This is a genomic window from Sunxiuqinia elliptica (genome assembly GCF_900113005.1).
Taxonomy (GTDB): Bacteria; Bacteroidota; Bacteroidia; order Bacteroidales; family Prolixibacteraceae; genus Sunxiuqinia; species Sunxiuqinia elliptica.
The window spans coordinates 490040-508104 of the sequence record NZ_FONW01000002.1; the positions used below are offsets into that span (position 1 = coordinate 490040).

Consider the following 18065-nt stretch of genomic DNA (forward strand, 5'->3'; position numbering starts at 1 on the left):
CCCTCCTTGAATATTATTTTACCAATTTCGAAATGGTCTTGAATTCAGCGGCTTTAGCTGAGCGGGTCAATTCGAATAAGATGGATTCGTAAGAAGTCATTAGAATATTCTCATGACGGAAACGTTCACTTGCTAGCTGAACATTCTTTAAGTTACGTGATGAAGTACAATCCATAACGATGATCGGGTTGTAACCTGCTTCTTTTAAGTCAACAGCTGTTTGCAGCACGCAAACATGGCTTTCAATACCACAGATGACTACATTCTTTGCTCCACTTTGCTCGAGTCTTTCTTTAAAAACAGCCTCATCCAAGCAGCTGAAGTCACTCTTTTCAATTGGAGAAAAGTCGTTGATGATTTCGCTTACTTCAGGAATGGTTTGCCCCAGTCCTTTGCTGTATTGTTGCGTTACCAGCAAGGGTAAATTCAGGGCTTGAAGTCCTTCGATTAAGATCTTGCTGTTTTTTACAAAAGTCTCTTTCTCTGCCATTGCAGGAACCAATCGCTCCTGAATGTCAATCACTACTCCTACAGTGTTGTCTTTGGTAATGCGCATAGCTTATTTTTTATTTTTTAGAAGTCTTGCCTGGCTACGTGACTTATCGCCCAAATAACCTCCATGGTGGCGTTTGGCATATTCTTCATTTGTAAATCCGATGGCTTTCATCAATAGAACAACCAAAATGTCTCCAATAACTGTCATCGTGGTTGTAGAAGTGCTTGGAGTTAATCCAAGGGTGCAAACTTCAGCGGGGTTTCCGGTGAATAGAACAGCATCCGCCATTTGAGCCAACTCGCTTTCTTCGTTTCCGGTAATTACCAAAATTGGGAGATTGGGATATAAGTTATCAGCCAATTCAACCAGCTCTACAATTTCACGAGTTTTTCCAGAGTTTGAAATCAACAAAAGAACATCGTTGGGTTGAACTACGCCCAAGTCGCCATGTTGTGCATCACTCGGGTGTAAAAAAACAGCTGGAGTTCCTGTTGAACTGAATGTGGTGGCAATGTTTAAAGCAATTTGTCCGGCTTTTCCCATGCCACTGGCAACGAGTTTCCCGTTGAGTCGGTGAACTCTTTCCTTGATGATTTGAATGGCTTTTTCGTACTGGTCAGTTACGGGAATGGATGAAATTGCATCTGCTTCCTGTTTAATGAGTTTAGCTACTTCCTCTTTCATGGTTTATTTATTATTCAGACAACAATTACTTTTTTTTGATGGCTGTCTCTTCAAAATTTGTGAGCCCAAAATTACGCTAATTTTTAGCTTCTGCCAATGTCAATTGTATTATTTGGATACGATTGCTCTCTTTTAGCGTGAGACTGCCATTTTTGAATAAAAAGCCGACGGACTGGGAAGCGATACTTGTATCGTACTGCTGAAAGTTTGCTATGAACTTGTTTTATAAACTATTGTTTACTTAATGCTAGTTTGAGGGCAAAAAGAATGGTGTTGACAACCGATTGTTTCTGTTTAGAATTTTGGCACAAACAATTCGGTAAAACGACTGTTTATATGTTTTAAAATAGCCAAAAGGGGTGATCGAAGTACTTCCTGACCTCTGGATATTTTGATACATTTAAAAAGCTCGAAATTCTCTAACCTATTTTAATAAATACTTTATGAAGATACATGAATATCAAGCCAGAGAAATCTTCAAGAAATACGGCCTTCCGGTACCGAACAGTGTGCTTTGCCAGTCGGTAGAGGAAGTAGAAAAAGCAATGGCAAAGAAAGAAGACCTCGTGGTTGTTAAAGCACAGGTTTTGGTTGGTGGACGAGGAAAAGCCGGAGGGGTAAAGCTCGCTCGAAACAAACAGGAAGCGGTTGATGCTGCCCGTCAGATTTTGGGAATGGACATCAAAGGGTTGACTGTTGAAAAAGTGTTGGTAGCTGATGCTGTCGACATTCAGAAGGAGTTTTACGTGGGCTTAATCAACGACCGGAATACCAAATCGGTGACCTTAATGGCGAGTGCTGAAGGTGGAGTCGAAATTGAAGAAGTTGCAAAAAACACTCCTGAGTTGATTCACAAGTTTGCAATTGATCCATTAACGGGTTTGTTGGATTTTCAAGCGCGTGAGATTGGCATGAAGTTGTTTGGCAATGTTAAGCATGCTCGTAAAGCAGCTGATATTATGCAGAAGCTTTACACTTTGTTTGTTGAGACAGATGCCACAATTGCCGAAATTAATCCGTTGGTTTTAACACCTGACAATGAAATTTGGGCGATTGACGGAAAAATGAACTTTGACGATAATGCTTTGTACCGTCAGGCAGAAATTGAAGCCATGCGCGAAGCAGATGAAGATGAGTTGAAGGAAATTGATGCGCATGAAAAAGGACTTTCCTATGTGAAGCTGGATGGCAACATTGGTTGCATGGTTAATGGCGCCGGTTTAGCTATGGCCACAATGGATATGATCAAGCTTTATGGAGGCGAGCCTGCCAACTTTTTGGATATTGGTGGAAGTTCGAATCCTCAAAAGGTTGTGGATGCGATGAATATTCTGCTCTCTGACCAAAATGTGAACGCTGTGATGATTAATATTTTTGGAGGGATTACACGTTGTGATGATGTTGCCCGGGGCTTAATCAAAGCTCTGGATACTATTAAGACGGACATGCCTATTGTTGTTCGCTTGTCGGGAACCAATGCCGAAGAGGGATTGGCTTTGTTGAAAGAAACAGGCCTGCCAACTGTAGCAACAATGAGCGAAGCTGCACAAAAAGCAATTGAATTAAGTCAAGGTCAGTAATCTTAAAAAGAATTAGTCATGAGTATTCTCGTAAATAAAGATACAAAACTAGTGGTGCAGGGAATAACTGGCCGCGATGGACAATTTCATGCCGGAAGAATGAAAGCATACGGAACCAATGTTGTTGCTGGAACCTCTCCGGGAAAAGGAGGACAAGAAGTTGATGGAGTTCCTGTTTTTGACACCGTGGCTGAGGCAGTTCAGGCTACGGGGGCCAATACGTCGATTATTTTTGTGCCGGCAGCCTTTGCCGCCGATGCAATTTTAGAAGCTTCTTATGCGGGTGTTGAGTTGGTGGTTGCAATTTCAGAAGGAGTCCCTATTCAGGATATGATTCGGGTGACTTCAATTATTGAGAAAAATGGCACCAAATTGATTGGTCCAAACTGTCCGGGATTGATCACTCCCGATGAAGCATTGATTGGCATTCTTCCAGGAATGATCTTCAAAAAAGGCAACATTGGATTGATGTCTCGAAGTGGAACCTTAACCTACGAGGTGGTGAACATGTTAACCATGAATGAAATGGGACAGAGCACTGTTGTGGGTATTGGAGGTGATCCGGTGGCCGGATTGTATTACCGGGAACTGCTGGAGATGTATGAAAATGATCCGGAGACAGAAGCCGTGGTGCTGATCGGAGAGATTGGTGGTGACGCCGAAGAGCAGGCTGCTGCTTATATTGCTGAGCACATGACCAAGCCGGTAGTTGCCTTTATCGCAGGGCAAACAGCTCCTCCAGGGAAACGAATGGGGCATGCCGGTGCGATTATTTCCAGTGGCTCTGGAACTGCCGAAGAGAAGATTCGGGCCTTTGCCAAGGCGGATGTTCCTGTGGCTAAGGAGCCATCTGAAATCCCCAAACTATTACAAGAAAAGCTGGCAAAAACTACAGCATAAATACAAATGGGCTGCAGAATTTCTGCAGCCCATTTTTTATTGATTTCAAAATATCTTACATGATTCCACCCTGGGCTGAAGCTCCGTTAAGAAACGAGTTTAGAACATCAAAGAGGCTGTATAACAGGTAGATTCCTCCAAGGATGAATAAGGCAATTTGCTTGGTTTTACTTTTTACCGCAAAGGCTAGTCCAAAGGGTACGAATGCCCAAATGATGCCCATTAGCATATTAACTAATTCATACCATCCTGGAGAATACTGACTTTCGGTAAATAGTGGGACTAAAGCCCAGAAGAATCGAGAAAATGCCATCCAAATAACGATAATCAAGATCACAGAATCTTCTGTAGAAGAATCAACCGAATGGTCGATTAACTGCATTTCATCGGTACTTTCATTATAGGTGTAACTGAAATTGGGATTTTCTCCGTAGTTATTTTCACCGGGACTGCTTTTTTTTGCTAATAAAACGAATAGCCAGATTGTTCCGATTACAGGAATTAGCGCAAGCAAAATAAATCGACCACTTTTCCCAATATCGTGGAGCCGCCTGACGGTAACGGCAAGGCAAGGAATAAGAAGAGCCAGCGCAAATAGGGAATAAAAAATACCAATGCCTGTACCTGCGAAAGCAATGCCCAGAACGTTGTCGATAATCATTGCGACACTGGCAAAAATGAGGTTGAAAAGAACAAACATCCAGTATTCTGTTCTGCTAGCGCGGCTTTTAAAATCAGCGTACTGTTTTAATACCTTCAAATACCAATTCATAAATTTAGTTTTTAGTTTTTCCCACTCAACTTTTGCTTTTGATCGATTGAGGAGATCACACGGGGATTCTCCTCTGAGGCTCTGTCTCAGCTAATTTAAGCAAATCTTTTTTAGAAATCAGAATCATTTGAGGTTGATGTTTATCATTTTCAATCTTATAATGGCTAATTTTTTGTCATAGTTTGTTGGTCGTTACATCTTTTCGAACCAGAATTTTAAAACTTGTTCAGCTGGTTTGTCGCGAACCGAGGCAGCCTTATCAAATGCTGTATCCATATTTCTGGGAGCGTACTTTTTGAATTGGTCAAAATACATGTATCCATGAGAAATAACCCCGAGCACATCGACTGACGATTCATTTAATGCTTCAAAAATCCCTTCATATACGTCGGCCTGCTCATAAAAATCAACTACATAATTGGAGGCGGCTTGACTAACATCCAACACGGGCTCCAAATGTCCATACTTGTTGGCTGAGCCATCAACTGATGGAGACCAAACCCAGAGGATGATTGGTTTTTCAAAGCTCGTGTACCGATCCAGAATCGATGTGACCGAGCTTTTGATTTGATCAATACTTGGATTTGGCGTTGATGTAATGTTTGACAAAATGACTCCAAAAGCATCGAACAAGTTCTTGAAAGTTGTTGTATAAGCTTCATCTTCATAATATTCAATTTCACTACCTCCTTCATAATTTTGAGCGGTAAAAGATCTGTTAGTCCCAAAATAAATCAAATCGCCAGCATAAACTTCTTTGATGCTATTAATTAGGTTAGTCCATAAGGAATGGTAAAGCTCGACAGATGAGAATTGCTGTGGGGAAGTTGCATAATTCAACCCATGTCCTAATGAAATGTAGGGAACACTTTGAGTTTCTGCAAGCTTAGCATAGTCAACCAAGATTCTGGTGTATTCGGAGAACCAATCCTGCCAGAATTCATCAGGCAATACTTTGCCGCTAAAAACAATGGCATTGAACGATTTTCCTGAAAGCTGCTTTTCAGCTTGAGGCCATACTCCAAACCAAAACATAAAATCAAGTCCTTTTTGTGTTGCTTTGTCTGTCAGGTCTGTGTATTGCGATGAGCTAAGCATATCCCAAGGATATTCGGTATTAGCGCTGGTGCTCATTTTTACGGAATCGTTTCCTGCTTCAGTGATAAAAACAGGATCGAACACAGTGACTAAATTACTGTGATTGCTGGCTAAACGATCGAAGGTAGAGGCAAAAGCATCGGGGTACAGATCTTGTCCCATCCATGGGCCTGCATCAAACATCGAGACACCTTTGATAAAGCCTTCTGCTTGTTTTTGAACGTTTTCGGGCTTTTGATAAAGGTAGAGATCATGGCTGGCGTTGGTGTTTTCAGTAAGATCAAATCCGACAGTAGTGCCCATAAAGTCTTCGGTTGCGTTAATTTCCAGCGCGTAGTGTCCTTCTGCAAATTGATTGGTTATTTCGTATTTACCGGCAGCATCCGAAGTTGAAGATTGATCTCCCAAGTGAATGGTCAAGCCCGGCAAGTTGGCAGTAGTCTGGCGTGATTTGATCGTTCCGGTATAGTTTGCCGTTAGCCGAGGTTCTGTCAAGGTAATGTTGACTGAGCGAAGCGTTTTTTGATCATTCAAATCGCAGGCTTCAACTTTTATTGAATAACTTCCGGGAGTGGCTTCTGTTGTGTTCCATTCGTATTGGTATGGAGTGGTTTCGGTATAAGCAACTTCTTTGTTTTGGATGTAAAATCGAACATAGCGAATTCCGGTATCATCAGTTGCAGATGCAGTAATTGAAACAGTTTCACCTTGAGCAATTGCAAGACCACTTTGGGGAGAAGTGATTGTTAGTGATGGAGGTGTTAATATGGTTTCTTCTTCTTCAGAACTTTTACTGCAAGAGAGTATCAGGATAATTAGCAGGAGTGAAAGAAGGTAGGTGTAATTCGTACTTTTTTTCATTGTTATTGGTCTTAAGGGTTGTTGATTGTGCTATATGATGGTTTTGAACAGAAAGTTAGCTTACAGAAATAGTAGGATAAGTTGAGTTTTCATTAATGTGTCAATAATGAATTGATCATGTTTCTTACGTCCTGTAATCGATCTTCTATGATCGTTCAGCTTTCATCTGAAATACCCTGACAATGAATTAACAAAAGAGCTTCTTATGTAGAAGCAAGTTAAAAAATCTTTCTGAATTTTTGTTCAAATAGACATTAATTTGGAACAGGTCAAAATAAAAAATTTCGCAGGGGAGAGGGGGAAGGTCGCGTTTGTTTATCGCTGGCGTTTATGTTTCCACCTTTTATGCGACCAAAGGTAGTATTCAGGACGTTGGCTGATCAAATGCTCAATTTTTGAAACGTAACGGTTTAGCACTTCGTCTTTGGGAAGTTCAGATGGATTATTGGCTAATTCTTCAAATGTTATTCGATAGTAGCCTCGTTTAACCTTTTCTACATGTTGATAAAGTACTGGAAAGCCAGTGTGGCGTGCTAGTGCTTCTGGTCCGGGAAAAAAGCCGGCCTCTTGGTTTAAAAAAGTGGTCCAGTAGCGAGTGTTTGCTTTTGGACGCTGGTCGGCTGACAACCAGGTAAATGTTGGGATTTGACTTTTCTTGTAAGCCAGAACTTGCTTTAAAATTTTCTTTGTTGAAACCAGTTCTCCTCCAAAGCGTGCTCTCATTCGGTTAATGAAAGCATCCCAAGTAAGGTTGCGAGCCGGATTGTACACCAGTAAGCATTTGTGTTTTAGGTAGGTCGGTAAAATGGCATTCCATTCCCAGTTGTTATAGTGCATGGTTAAGGCAAGTACACTTTCGCCTTTTTCGAAATAAGCATTGACCAACTCGGGATTGGTAACCTGCATCCGTTTGCTTAGATGTTCCTTGGAAATGGTTTTGAGTTTGAATGATTCAAAAAGCAGGTCACAAAAGTGATGGTAAAACTTTCGGGCAATGTGATTAATTTCCCCTTCTGACTTTTGCGGAAATGATTTTATCAGGTTCTGATAAACTACTTTTTTGCGGTATTTGAATACGTGAAATACCAGAAAAAATAAGGTGTCCGATAGTAAATAGATAAACCAAAACGGAAATAGAGAGAGCATAGAGAGTAGAAGAAAACCAATATGGTTCAACAATTTTCTCATGCTTATTTCTTTGGTGTGCGTTCGGTGAGCGGAACATTCGGAGAACGTTTATGTTTCCAACGACGGTGTGACCAAAGCCAGTATTCGGGGGTTTCCTGAATGACTTTTTCCATTTGATCGATATAAGCCATTAGGATATCTTCCGGTTTTTCTTTCGCAGGTTCAGCAAAAAGCTCGATGAGGTTGACCTGATATTTTCCTCGTGCTAGTTTCTGAGTGTGATGAAAGAATACAGGTTGGTTGGTTTTGTAGGCAATTTTTTCAGGACCACTGAAAAAAGGAGTCTCTTGGTTTAAAAACATAGTCCAGAATTTCGTTCTCTGGAATGGGGTTTGGTCAGCAGCTAGCCATAGGCATCCCGGCCTATCTGTTTGGTCAAACTGAATCGCAGATCTCGCTGATTTATGGACAGGAACCGATAGGCCTCCAAAGCGTTCGCGCATATCAAGAATAAAGCGCTCCATCTCCAGGTTGTTGCGAACGGGGTTATAGATCATTAATAACTGGTGGCTAGCCATGCGTTGAAGGCTGGCACTCCATTCCCAGTTATTATAATGCATACCCAACAAAATCATGCTCTTTCGCTGTTTGAAATATTTTTCCGTTTGATCCAGCCCTTTAACAATTAGTCGTTTATCAAGTTCTTCATCACTCATGCTATGAAGTTTGATTGATTCAAGGCCCATGTCGCAGAGATGATGATAAAATTTACGGGCTATTTGGTCAATTTCCTGTTCACTCTTTTCAGGGAATGAATTTCGTAGATTGGTATAGACAACTTTCTTTCGATATCCAACGACATGAAAAACGATCGCATATAAAATATCTGAAATAACATAAAGCACACCGAAAGGAAGGTGCGAAAAAGCTTTAAGTAAAGAAACGATTGAATTTCTGAATAGTTTTCCCATGTCTAACAATTGTAGTTCCGGCAAAATTAAGATTTTTTTAAGAAGATTTTTAACAATATCTCACCCAAAATGGACACCTTTGTTAAGCTCAGGGCTTTAGGAAATAGGCCGAAGAGAAGATACCCAACGAATTATTGCTATCGCCGAATAATTGAAATCTAAATCTCTAAACAAAATAACATGAAACAAATGATGTGCTTTTGCATTTTTTTTATGGCTGTTTCGTCAGCTATTGCTCAACCAACCATTATTGCTCATCGGGGAGCATCGTATTTGGCTCCTGAAAATACGGTTGCCGCAGCTCAGCTCGCCTGGGAGTTAGGGGCTGATGCTGTTGAAATTGATATTCATCTGTCGGCTGATGGAAAGGTGATGGTAAACCATGATCATACAACCAAACGTACTGGCGGCGAAGAACTCAAAATTGCAGAGAGTCAGTCGGCAAGTTTGCGGAAACTGGATGTTGGTACCTGGAAGTCAGAAAAATATAAAGGAGAGAAGATTCCTTTTGTTGCAGAAGTTCTGGAAACGCTTCCGGCAGGAAAACATTTGGTGGTAGAAATTAAATGTGGATCAGAGGTGTTACCAGCGTTAAAAGAAGCAGTAGACGCCAGTGGTAAGCAAGATCAAATTATTTTTATCAGTTTTGGATGGCAAACTATTGTAGATACCAAAGCCAAGTTTCCGGACAATGAATGTTACTGGTTGAGCTCTTCAAAAGATAAGGTGAATGAGAAAATTGAGGAAGTTGCTCAACTTGGCTTAGATGGAATTAATCTGCACTCATCCATTGTAGATCAGGCCATGATGGATCGAGCAGCTGCATTGGATCTGAAAGTGCTCTGCTGGACTGTTGATTCTCCAGAGGAGGCCAAACGAGTAAAGGAACTTGGTATTGGAGGTATTACAACCAACCGCCCCGCATGGTTGAAAGAGCGAATCTAGGCTTACGTAGTTGCATTTAAATTCATAAAAAAGTCCAGTTCATGCCTGTTTTTGCAGACAGCAACTGGACTTTTTTATGGCGTATTTTTTATTCGAGTTTAATCTTAGTTCAATGGTCGGGCAATCACAATACCTGTATAACTCGCTTTATTTTGAAGCATTTCGTCCAATGGCTCTTCTGAAATAACCACTTCGTTGGCTAGCGAAGAAGCATGCATCAGGTGAATCCGTCCTTCAATGCGAACCAAAATTCCTGTATGGGTGACGTCTAATCCTTTGATGTTGGTCACGAGCCCAATAATATCGCCTTCGTTCAGTTGATCTTCATTTACTGCAAACTCAGCTTTAGGAAGGTAGAAGTAGTCTCGTCCTGAAACCTTGGTTTCTTGTTCGGCCATGGTTTTTACCAATTCTGGGTTGGCTTTTAAAACGGCATAACTATCAGGGTGGGTCGACATAAAATCAACTTTTACAGGGAGAGGCTTCCCGAAATCTTTGGCCGGTTGAGTAATCAAGCCTTTTTGTTCGTTGTCAAATAACCAATCCGTAAAATAATGAAGGCGTGAAAGGTAGCCATCTCGTTTTCCGTCGCGATAGCGTATTTTTTCCAGCTCTTGGGCAAATTGGTTAAAATTGGAGGTTTGTGCTTTGGCTGTTTTGGCAAGTGCCAGGGCTGTTTCAACAAAAGTAGTGCAGTCCAGACCTTCTACTTCTATGGTCAATGGTTCTTCCAAACCATGCTCAAGGGTGTGGGCAACATAAGGAATTCCAAGAAATTCTTTTCCTGCTGCAGCAACCAAATTGGCAGTCGATTGATCCGCTTTTTTGTTTAAATGATCCAGTACTGCTTGCACTTTTGTGCTATCGGCAGCCTGGCAAATGGCTAGTACTTTGGGGTGCTCAACAACAACTTGTTTGGTGTCTTTTTTCCTCTGTTGACAGGCTAAAAACAACAGAGCACTTAGGGCAAATAGGATTGGTTTAGTCATGTTTATCATATTTACTGTTCGAAATTACAAAAATAAATTTCGAATTCAAGGTAGGGTAATTTGATTTTTAAACGGATATGAGGTGAAAAGCAAGGAATAATACTTAACTTTTGAGAACAGACAACCAAGTACTGGTAAACTTTGAAAGTGAAGAAATAACGTTCTTTTGAAAAGTGACGAAACAGGAATTTAAGCAGTTATTTGACCTACATTTTGAGGCAGTACGCAACTATGTGTACTATCGATGCGGCGATGTGGAACTTGCAACAGATGTTGCTCAGGAGACCTTTTTGCGCCTGTGGGAAAAGCAACTGTCAGTTCAGGAGCAAAGCGTGGTTGGTTTGCTGTATAAGATGGCTCGCGATGAGTTTGTGAACCAACACCGACGGAAACAGCTGGAATTGGGCTATCGGAAAACCTTGGAATTCAAAGTGACTCAAAATTCGTTGGATGAGGAATTGGCTTATGCCGAGCTGCAAAAGAACTATGAGAAAGCACTGAGTGAACTGTCGGAAAAACAACGAGTTGTTTTTCTAATGAGTCGGATGGATGGTTTGAAATACTACGAGATTGCGGATCGCCTGGCGATTAGTGTAAAAGCTGTTGAAAAGCGAATGAAACATGCATTGGAGCACTTAAAATTTAAATTGAAACAAAGTGAAAGACCATATCAAAAAAGGGAATAACGAAAAGCTGGGCTGGGATAACTTCGAGGATAAGCTCCAAATCCCTTATCCCAGATCCAAAGAACAGGTCTGGGCTAAGTTAGAAGAGCAGCTTGAAGAGCAGGAAAAGTCTCAGCAAAAAAGTCGTGTGTTGAAGCTGGCTTGGTATTGGGCGGCAGCAGCAATGGTTTTAATTGTGCTGGGAGTTGGAAGTTTTATGCGTTACTATACCATTCGGGTGGACGTACCGGCAGGCGAAGTGCAGGTAGTTAGTTTGCCTGATGGCTCAACGGTAAAGCTAAATGCGGTGTCCGAATTGGCTTACCATCCCTATTGGTGGCGAATAAATCGTCAGTTAAGTTTGACTGGTGAAGCTTATTTTGAAGTGAAAAAAGGTTCGCGATTCTCGGTGGTGTCGGCTAAAGGCATCACGTCTGTTTTAGGGACACAGTTTAATGTGTTTGCTCGAAAAGAGGTTTACCGGGTGACCTGTTTGAGTGGAAAAGTACGCGTAACTGATGCGCATAAAGAACAGGAAGTTTTGCTTGAAGCCAATCAGCAAGCAGTCTTGGATGGCCAAGGAAAAATGAACTACGAAGAACTCGTTCAATTTTCTGATGAAGCCGCTTGGGTGAACAATGAGTTTGCCTTTAGAAAGCAGTCATTGGTTGAGCTATTGGAAGAGGTGGAACGTGCTTATGATGTTGAAATCGAGGGAAAAGAATTGATTGCTGCAAACAACATTGTTTTGCTTTCGGGCCGTTTAAATCGGAATGAGCTGACTGCTGATCAGGTTTTAGAATTACTTAGCCAGATTAGTGTTTTTAAAATAGAAAAGATAGACTCCCGAAAATACCGTATCTTTCCCAAAAAGAATTGATTACCCTTGAAAAAGCAAATTATTCTTTTCGGACTATTGCTGCTCAGTTTGCTTGGATTTTCTCAAAAGGTTGAACTGAATGAACAGGAGCACCCCCTGAGTGAAATCATTATTACTATTTGTGAAAAATACCAGCTACAGTACTCGCTTAATGAAAATACCTTGGCTGATATCAAGGTGACGGCATCAGGAAGTTTTGACTCGCCTGAAAAAGCGTTTGACTATTTGTTGAAAAAAGTTCCGGTGGCCTATTCTCGGGTGGGTGATGTCTACCTTTTTTACGAGCAGCGGGCTCAGCAAGAGCAGGTATCCTATCGGTTGAGCGGACGTTTTTCTGATCAACTTAACACAGAGTCACTGCCTTATACGCACCTTTCAATTAATGACCGGGGACTGGTAACAGACCAAACGGGAAGTTTTTCAATTACAGCCAACGACAGCCTTTTCCATCTCCAGGCCTCCTATTTGGGCTATCATTTGCTCGACACCGTGGTAGTTGCAGGGATGAATCAGCAGTTCTTTTTAGTGCCAACCAGTTTTAAACTTCAGGAGATAAAGGTTGTGTCAAGTCCAGTGATTCGTTCTTTGCAAATCGGACAGCAGCCAGGAGTCATGCGTCTGAATCATCAGGTCGCCCGATATTTGCCCGGAAATGGTGATCATTCTGTTTTTAATCTTTTGCGATTACAGCCTAGCGTTTTAGCTGCTGGTGAGCAATCCAACGATTTGGTCATTTGGGGGAGCTACGAAGGGCAAAGCCAGATTTTGTTCGATGGAATGACCTTGTTTGCTATGAAAAACTTCAATGATAACATCAGTACGGTTAACCCATTTATGGCCAAAGATATTCAGGTGCTGAAAGGAGCTTATGGAGCTGAGTTCGGAGGTCGGGTTGGCGGGATGGTCAATATTACAGGAATTGACGGTGACCGAAAGGCAACGCGTTTGAAGTTGAGTATAAATAACATGACTGTCAACGGAATGATAAGTGTTCCGGTTGGGAAAAAGGCTGCTTTTACTGCCGCATTTCGACAAACTTATTACGAACTATATGATTCCAAACAGCTAACATTCAGTAGTGGACGAGGTGAAAATTCGGGGGGGAGTATGGAGCGAATGATTTATCCGGACTACACCTTTCGGGATTTAAACCTGAAGTTTGCCGGAACAAATAAGGCCGGAGATCATTATGGGATCAGCGCTGTGATGGGGGAAGATCGTTTTTCGTATTTGTTGGATCTCGAAAGTGAGCATTCTCGGTATGATTATGAGGACCATGAACACAACCGGCAACTTGGCGTTTCAGCTTATTATCAGAAAAAATGGGCCGGAGGAAGTCGAACAAAGTGGCAGGTGGCCTATTCCGGTTTGTCGAAAGAAATTCGAAATTTAAGGCAGATTGGGCGGTGGCAGGAAGGTCATCAGGGCAAAGGGCCTGGGGGCGGTTTTAGCGATGTGTCGAATGAGGACAGTCGAATTGAAAATGAAGTGGCAGAATTGATTGCAAAAATGGAACACCGATTTGCTGTTGGGGCTGCCAATCAGTTTTTGGCTGGAGTAAGTTGGGTGTTGAATCCGGTTTCTTTTCAGCAGGATTCATTTGACATTACAACTGCAAAGCAAGAGCTTGATGGAGAACGAATCAATGGCTATTTGCAAGATGCAGTGTCTCTTTCTTCGTGGCTAAATTTGAAATTGGGCTTGCGGGCAAATTATTCACCATCTCTGGAACAGTTTTTTTGGCAACCGCGCCTGTCAGCCACTGCTGATTTTACACGGAATTTAAGAATGAACATAGCGGCAGGCATGCATAACCAGTTCATTACTCGCAGCTCAATGGTTGATGCTGATGGGAATTATCATTATTGGTGGTCGGTTAGCAATGCGCAGGATGTTCCGGTGTTGGAATCGCTTCATAGTTTGGTTGGTCTCACTTTTCAGGATCATGGGTTCACGTTTAGTTTAGAGGCCTATCAAAAACACACAACTGGCTTAACCCGTTTTGTGGATGGCGAGTTGACCTCTGGTCTATACGAAGGAGAAAGCAAAAGTAAAGGGGTGGACTGTTTCGTGAGGCAAGATTTCATGGGGCATTCAGCATGGATCAGTTATAGTCTTAGTCAAACGCTTGAGCGGTTTGACTATTTTGAAACGGCAGACTATCAGCGGGCCTTGCACGATCAGCGTCACGAACTGAAGGGGGCTTTGTTACTCAATTTCAAGGCATGGCATGCATCGGCAAGTTACGTTTATGGCTCAGGTTTCCCAGATCCTCGATTGCAGCGAGAAGACGGCTCTTTGTATGCCTATCAGCGACTTGACTTAGGGCTGGTCTATTCCTGGTCTACGCAGCGGCTGGGGTTGGAGGCTGGTGTGTCTTTGTTAAATGTACTGGACTATACAAATTTGAAGTACAGCAATTTTATTATTCTTCCGGAAGATCAGGATGTTTCGGTTGGTTTACAAGCTGAAGCGATTCCTTTTACGCCAACCATTTTTCTGAATGTTTCTTTTTAAGTGAGGAAAAAATTGAGAAAGCTTTTGAATCCCTTTTGTCATCTGAAAAGGAACTTATTCTCAAAAAAAATCAAAATCAAGGTAGGGTAGATGGTGTTTCATACGGTTTAGAGGTGAATCAATCTTTAAACACACAGGTTATGAAAACTTATTTTAAAACAATTGGACTATTGGTTGTCTTGCTGTTGACCGCGGTGCTGGCAGGAAATGCACAGGAAGTTGGAGATCAAGTGAGGGATCGCTTACATCAGGAGGATCAGACTGCAGATCAGGATCAGCTTCAAAAACAAGATCGGATGCATAAGCAGGATCAAATACATTTAAACCTGACAGCCGATCAGCAGGCTGCACTCAATGAGGCGAGAGCAGCAAACCAGGAATTTCGGAATACGTTTCGGGCAACGTTTACCGAAGAGCAATTAGCCATCTTGGAGAATATGGAAATGACCCGGGAAGAAAAGAGGGCTGCTTTACAAGCCTCATTTTCTGCAGAGCAGTTAACAATGCTTCAAGAACATCAAGAGTTGCGTGATCAGCAACGTGAGCAACTACATGCGAATCTTAGCGGACAACAGCAGCAACAACTCCGGAAGCAAATGGGGCAGCAGAATGGTGAAGCTAAAGGAAATGGGATGCAAGCACGAATGCAGCAACAGAGTTCGCAACAAGCACAACAGTGTGCTAACGAGCAGGTTCAGGCTCAAGCACAGCAGCAAGCACAGGCTCAAGCACAACAACAGGCTCAGCAGTGTTTGAACGAGCAGCTTCAAGAGCAAGTCCGTCAGCAAGCCACAGAGCAGGCTAAAAATCAAATTCATAAAGGACATGGCGGCCGGTAATTAAGAAAAGGGTTAACCTAAGGCCCGTAGGTATTTTCTACGGGCTTTCTACATTAAAAAACTTAGAATATGAAGCTAAAGCAGTGGTTGATCATAGTTGGAGTGCTTGGAACAGCGCAAGCTCTTTGGGCGCAGCAACCCACAGATATTTTTGATGAGGTTTATACCGATCGGGTGGATTCTCTGTTGAACGATGTGTTTTTTGGAGATGAAGAATGGTCATACTTGGTGGAATCCCGCAAGCATTATCAGTTTTTGTACTGGCGAAGTAACTTTGATTCAGGAACCTATTTTGCTGGTCGGGAAATTGGTGAACAGCAGAGTAACCTGTCTGGTCAGTTGTATTATCTGCACTCTTTGGGGTTTTATGCTGGAGTGTCTGGTGCGTGGTATAGCCAGTTAGATCCGGGCTACCGAACAACGGTGTTGACTGCCGGCTATGCAAATGGACCCCAGAAAATGAGCTTCTTCAGGTACCGATTGGCATTCGATTACTTCTTGTATCATGATGATGATCCGGATTTTGATCCGGCCTATTCCGGAGGAATCAATACTGGAATCACCTTGAAAAGTAAACATGCCGGTGTTCGTGTTGATGCCTATCACTTATTGGGAGATGGTTTTAAAACGTCATTGACTGTTGATGGCTACAGTTCATGGCGGATTTTACGCTTGGGAACTTATGACCGGATAAGCTTGGAGCCGGAAGTGTCTTTGTTCTGGGGAGCAGAGTTGGTGGAATATCAGTTAAATGAAGTCCTGATTGATCCGGAGACCAATATCATTTACGATCGGTATTTTGAAGATACGTTTGGACTCATGAACATTCAGCTTGAGATCCCTTTAAATATTCGGTATAAGCAGTTTGATATTGAAGCATCCTGGATTCATAATTTTCCACATTCGATGCAAGATGGCTTAACTTATCCCGAAAGTTCCTTTTTCCGTTTTTCAGTGGGCTACTTGTTTAATCTTTAAGTGTTATCGTTGGCCAGTTTAAAAAGTTCGTTCAATTCAAAAATGCGATAGTCACTGTACTTTTTGGGATTTACAGCAACATTGATCATGGCCTGAGCAACAACTTTTGCTGGCGTTGGGCGATATTTTTTGAATACATAGCGGGTAAGCCAACGATTGATTTTCAGACCTAGTTGCTCAAACGGTCGCTTTTCTTGTCGATTGCCATCCAAAAAAGACGGGCGCAAAATAATTGTTTGGTTAAAGCTCAACGCTTTTACATCGCGATCCAGCTCCCCTTTCATTCGGCTGTAAAAGATCTGAGACTTTGGATTTGCCCCTGCCGACGATACTAAAACATATGCCGACACGCCATTGGTTGAAGCAGCTTTGGCAAACTGGTATTGGTAGGTGTAATCAACCAGAAATTGATTTTTCTTACTTCCTGCTTTTTTCATGGTTGTCCCTAAAGTTGAGAAAAGCACATCTCCTTGGACCAGTGCCTGCCATTCTCCCGGAGCATTGAAGTTTATCTGGTGTTGTTCCAGTTTGGGATGACTGAGTTCGAGAGGACGACGGGTAAAGACACGGATTCGGTCAAATCGGTCGTCTTTTAATAATTGTTGGAGTAGCTCTCCACCAACTAAGCCTGTTGCTCCCAAAAGGAGTGCTGTAAACTTTTGCATGCTTTTCAAAATTAAAGTGAAAACTAGGAACGTTTGTCAGGAATGAGTCCGTCATTAACCAATTGCTTGAAATGATCTTCAATGGTGGTTTCAAATGGACGGAACTTTAGTCCGAGATCCTGCTGAATATAGCTATTGTCAAAAACAAAGTCATAGCCAATATTGCGCTCCACATATTTACGAGAAAAACCCATGAGCGGACCAACAAACTTAAATAACCACTTGGGTAAAACTTTCTCAGGAAGTGGATATCGTGGATGTTTTTTTCGAATGACTTCAGCGATTGCCAGAAAATCCTTTTGATGAGCAGCTGCGAGATGACGACCATTGGCTGAAGCGGTTAGCCCTGCTAAAATGTGTGCTTTGGCAACATCTCGAACATCAACAACCGCTTGGTCGCCATCGGGAACTCCCATTTTGAATTTTCCGGAAAGCAGCTGACGCATGAGACTGATACTTGTAGAGTCGGTTCGTTTACTAAGTGAGGGTCCAAGAATAAAACCTGGATTAATAACCACCAGGTCCCAGCGATTTTGTTCCGATGCAATTCGCCAAGCTTCCTTCTCTGCCAAGGTTTTGGAGTAAGGGTAGGGTTGATGATTGACAGAACTGGTCGTATTCCAGCTTTTTTCAGTCATCACTCCATGGTTGAGGTTTTGAATGTCAATCGTGTCGCCCACCATGGCAACAATACTCGATGTGAGTACAATCCGCTTTACTGAATCAGAATCGTTTGCTGAGAACAAGACATTTCGTGTGCCTTGTAGAGCGGGCTGCACCAACTCTTTATCGGCATTTTTAATTCCAGTTATTTTGAATGGCGATGCCGTATGGGTGACCAGTTCACAGCCCGTCATGGCTTCCTGAAAAGAATGATCAATGAGCAAATCAGCTTCAAAAATCTTAAGTTTGCCTGGAGATTGTTTGGCTGCGTCAAGTAAGTGTTGATATTTAGTTTTGTGCTTTTTCTGTCGAACAGTGGTGTGGACAGAAAGTCCTTCATCCAGTAATTGTTTGATAATCCAGGAGGCCAGGTAGCCTGTTCCGCCTGTTACCAAAATGGGTTTGTGTTTATCTATTGTTGTCATGCTTTCTTT

Annotated in this window: 17 protein-coding genes; 8 read left to right on the plus strand and 9 right to left on the minus strand. The window is 42.1% G+C overall.

Annotation, left to right across the window (positions count from 1 at the left end):
- Positions 1-13: 13 nt before the first annotated feature.
- Both BM156_RS06725 and BM156_RS06730 read right to left on the minus strand, forming a co-directional pair.
- Positions 14-556, minus strand: coding sequence for an isochorismatase family protein (locus tag BM156_RS06725; RefSeq protein WP_093919068.1), 543 nt, complete (start codon positions 554-556; stop codon positions 14-16).
- A 3-nt stretch (positions 557-559) separates the two neighbouring features.
- A complete protein-coding gene (locus BM156_RS06730; RefSeq protein WP_093919069.1) occupies positions 560-1180 on the minus strand; it encodes an SIS domain-containing protein in 621 nt (206 codons plus the stop codon).
- Positions 1181-1623: 443 nt separating this feature from the next.
- On the opposite strand from BM156_RS06730, the gene sucC reads away from it, so the two are divergent.
- Together sucC and sucD are read left to right on the plus strand one after the other, a co-directional pair.
- Entirely contained in the window at positions 1624-2760 is a 1137-nt protein-coding gene (gene sucC / locus BM156_RS06735; RefSeq protein WP_093919070.1) for an ADP-forming succinate--CoA ligase subunit beta, read from the plus strand.
- A gap of 18 nt (positions 2761-2778) precedes the next feature.
- Positions 2779-3660 (plus strand): succinate--CoA ligase subunit alpha, encoded by an 882-nt coding sequence (gene sucD, locus BM156_RS06740; protein WP_093919071.1) that lies wholly within the window; start codon positions 2779-2781, stop codon positions 3658-3660.
- Between the two features lie 55 nt (positions 3661-3715).
- Here sucD and BM156_RS06745 read toward each other — a convergent pair whose 3' ends face one another.
- The 4 genes from BM156_RS06745 to BM156_RS06760 form a co-directional block, all read right to left on the minus strand.
- A complete protein-coding gene (locus tag BM156_RS06745; protein ID WP_093919072.1) occupies positions 3716-4432 on the minus strand; it encodes a DUF805 domain-containing protein in 717 nt (238 codons plus the stop codon).
- Positions 4433-4624: 192 nt separating this feature from the next.
- Positions 4625-6391 (minus strand): Ig-like domain-containing protein, encoded by a 1767-nt coding sequence (locus BM156_RS06750; RefSeq protein WP_093919073.1) that lies wholly within the window; start codon positions 6389-6391, stop codon positions 4625-4627.
- Positions 6392-6706: 315 nt separating this feature from the next.
- The gene (locus BM156_RS06755) at positions 6707-7579 is read right to left on the minus strand and encodes a lysophospholipid acyltransferase family protein (RefSeq protein WP_093919074.1); all 873 of its coding nucleotides are present in this window, start codon (positions 7577-7579) and stop codon (positions 6707-6709) included.
- 2 nt (positions 7580-7581) lie between these two features.
- Entirely contained in the window at positions 7582-8490 is a 909-nt protein-coding gene (locus tag BM156_RS06760) for a lysophospholipid acyltransferase family protein (RefSeq protein WP_133463236.1), read from the minus strand.
- Positions 8491-8670: 180 nt separating this feature from the next.
- Here BM156_RS06760 and BM156_RS06765 point away from each other — a divergent pair, with 180 nt between their 5' ends.
- Positions 8671-9435, plus strand: a complete 765-nt coding sequence (locus BM156_RS06765) for a glycerophosphodiester phosphodiesterase (RefSeq protein ID WP_093919076.1) — start codon at positions 8671-8673, stop codon at positions 9433-9435.
- A 104-nt stretch (positions 9436-9539) separates the two neighbouring features.
- Here BM156_RS06765 and BM156_RS06770 read toward each other — a convergent pair whose 3' ends face one another.
- The gene (locus tag BM156_RS06770) at positions 9540-10424 is read right to left on the minus strand and encodes an N-acetylmuramoyl-L-alanine amidase-like domain-containing protein (protein WP_170846883.1); all 885 of its coding nucleotides are present in this window, start codon (positions 10422-10424) and stop codon (positions 9540-9542) included.
- A 173-nt stretch (positions 10425-10597) separates the two neighbouring features.
- On the opposite strand from BM156_RS06770, the gene BM156_RS06775 reads away from it, so the two are divergent.
- The 5 genes from BM156_RS06775 (at position 10598) to BM156_RS06795 (ending at position 16303) form a co-directional block, all read left to right on the plus strand.
- The gene (locus BM156_RS06775; protein ID WP_093919078.1) at positions 10598-11110 is read left to right on the plus strand and encodes an RNA polymerase sigma factor; all 513 of its coding nucleotides are present in this window, start codon (positions 10598-10600) and stop codon (positions 11108-11110) included.
- Complete coding sequence (locus tag BM156_RS06780) at positions 11082-11969, plus strand: FecR family protein (RefSeq protein WP_093919079.1); 888 nt, start codon at positions 11082-11084, stop codon at positions 11967-11969. Before BM156_RS06775 ends, BM156_RS06780 begins: the two co-directional genes overlap by 29 nt.
- A gap of 6 nt (positions 11970-11975) precedes the next feature.
- The gene (locus BM156_RS06785; RefSeq protein ID WP_093919080.1) at positions 11976-14486 is read left to right on the plus strand and encodes a TonB-dependent receptor plug domain-containing protein; all 2511 of its coding nucleotides are present in this window, start codon (positions 11976-11978) and stop codon (positions 14484-14486) included.
- 140 nt (positions 14487-14626) lie between these two features.
- Complete coding sequence (locus tag BM156_RS06790) at positions 14627-15325, plus strand: hypothetical protein (protein ID WP_093919081.1); 699 nt, start codon at positions 14627-14629, stop codon at positions 15323-15325.
- Positions 15326-15394: 69 nt separating this feature from the next.
- On the plus strand, positions 15395-16303 hold the full coding sequence (locus BM156_RS06795) for a hypothetical protein (RefSeq protein ID WP_093919082.1): 909 nt from the start codon (positions 15395-15397) through the stop codon (positions 16301-16303).
- Here the strand turns inward: BM156_RS06795 and BM156_RS06800 are convergent.
- Positions 16300-16968: an oxidoreductase gene (locus tag BM156_RS06800; protein WP_093919083.1), complete on the minus strand. Its 669-nt coding sequence runs from the start codon at positions 16966-16968 to the stop codon at positions 16300-16302. The two genes, BM156_RS06795 and BM156_RS06800, sit on opposite strands and share 4 nt — an antisense overlap.
- Before the next feature lie 23 nt (positions 16969-16991).
- Complete coding sequence (locus BM156_RS06805; protein WP_093919084.1) at positions 16992-18056, minus strand: NAD-dependent epimerase/dehydratase family protein; 1065 nt, start codon at positions 18054-18056, stop codon at positions 16992-16994.
- Positions 18057-18065: the final 9 nt, after the last annotated feature.

Coding starts and splice junctions, on each gene's coding strand:
- BM156_RS06795 (WP_093919082.1), top strand. CDS start 15,395: ATGAAGCTAAAGCAGTGGTTGATCATAGTTGGAGTGCTTGGAACAGCG.
- BM156_RS06760 (WP_133463236.1), bottom strand. CDS start 8,490: ATGGGAAAACTATTCAGAAATTCAATCGTTTCTTTACTTAAAGCTTTT.
- BM156_RS06805 (WP_093919084.1), bottom strand. CDS start 18,056: ATGACAACAATAGATAAACACAAACCCATTTTGGTAACAGGCGGAACA.
- BM156_RS06765 (WP_093919076.1), top strand. CDS start 8,671: ATGAAACAAATGATGTGCTTTTGCATTTTTTTTATGGCTGTTTCGTCA.
- sucD (WP_093919071.1), top strand. CDS start 2,779: ATGAGTATTCTCGTAAATAAAGATACAAAACTAGTGGTGCAGGGAATA.
- BM156_RS06725 (WP_093919068.1), bottom strand. CDS start 556: ATGCGCATTACCAAAGACAACACTGTAGGAGTAGTGATTGACATTCAG.
- BM156_RS06770 (WP_170846883.1), bottom strand. CDS start 10,424: ATGACTAAACCAATCCTATTTGCCCTAAGTGCTCTGTTGTTTTTAGCC.
- BM156_RS06745 (WP_093919072.1), bottom strand. CDS start 4,432: ATGAATTGGTATTTGAAGGTATTAAAACAGTACGCTGATTTTAAAAGC.
- sucC (WP_093919070.1), top strand. CDS start 1,624: ATGAAGATACATGAATATCAAGCCAGAGAAATCTTCAAGAAATACGGC.
- BM156_RS06790 (WP_093919081.1), top strand. CDS start 14,627: ATGAAAACTTATTTTAAAACAATTGGACTATTGGTTGTCTTGCTGTTG.
- BM156_RS06755 (WP_093919074.1), bottom strand. CDS start 7,579: ATGAGAAAATTGTTGAACCATATTGGTTTTCTTCTACTCTCTATGCTC.
- BM156_RS06800 (WP_093919083.1), bottom strand. CDS start 16,968: ATGCAAAAGTTTACAGCACTCCTTTTGGGAGCAACAGGCTTAGTTGGT.
- BM156_RS06750 (WP_093919073.1), bottom strand. CDS start 6,391: ATGAAAAAAAGTACGAATTACACCTACCTTCTTTCACTCCTGCTAATT.
- BM156_RS06730 (WP_093919069.1), bottom strand. CDS start 1,180: ATGAAAGAGGAAGTAGCTAAACTCATTAAACAGGAAGCAGATGCAATT.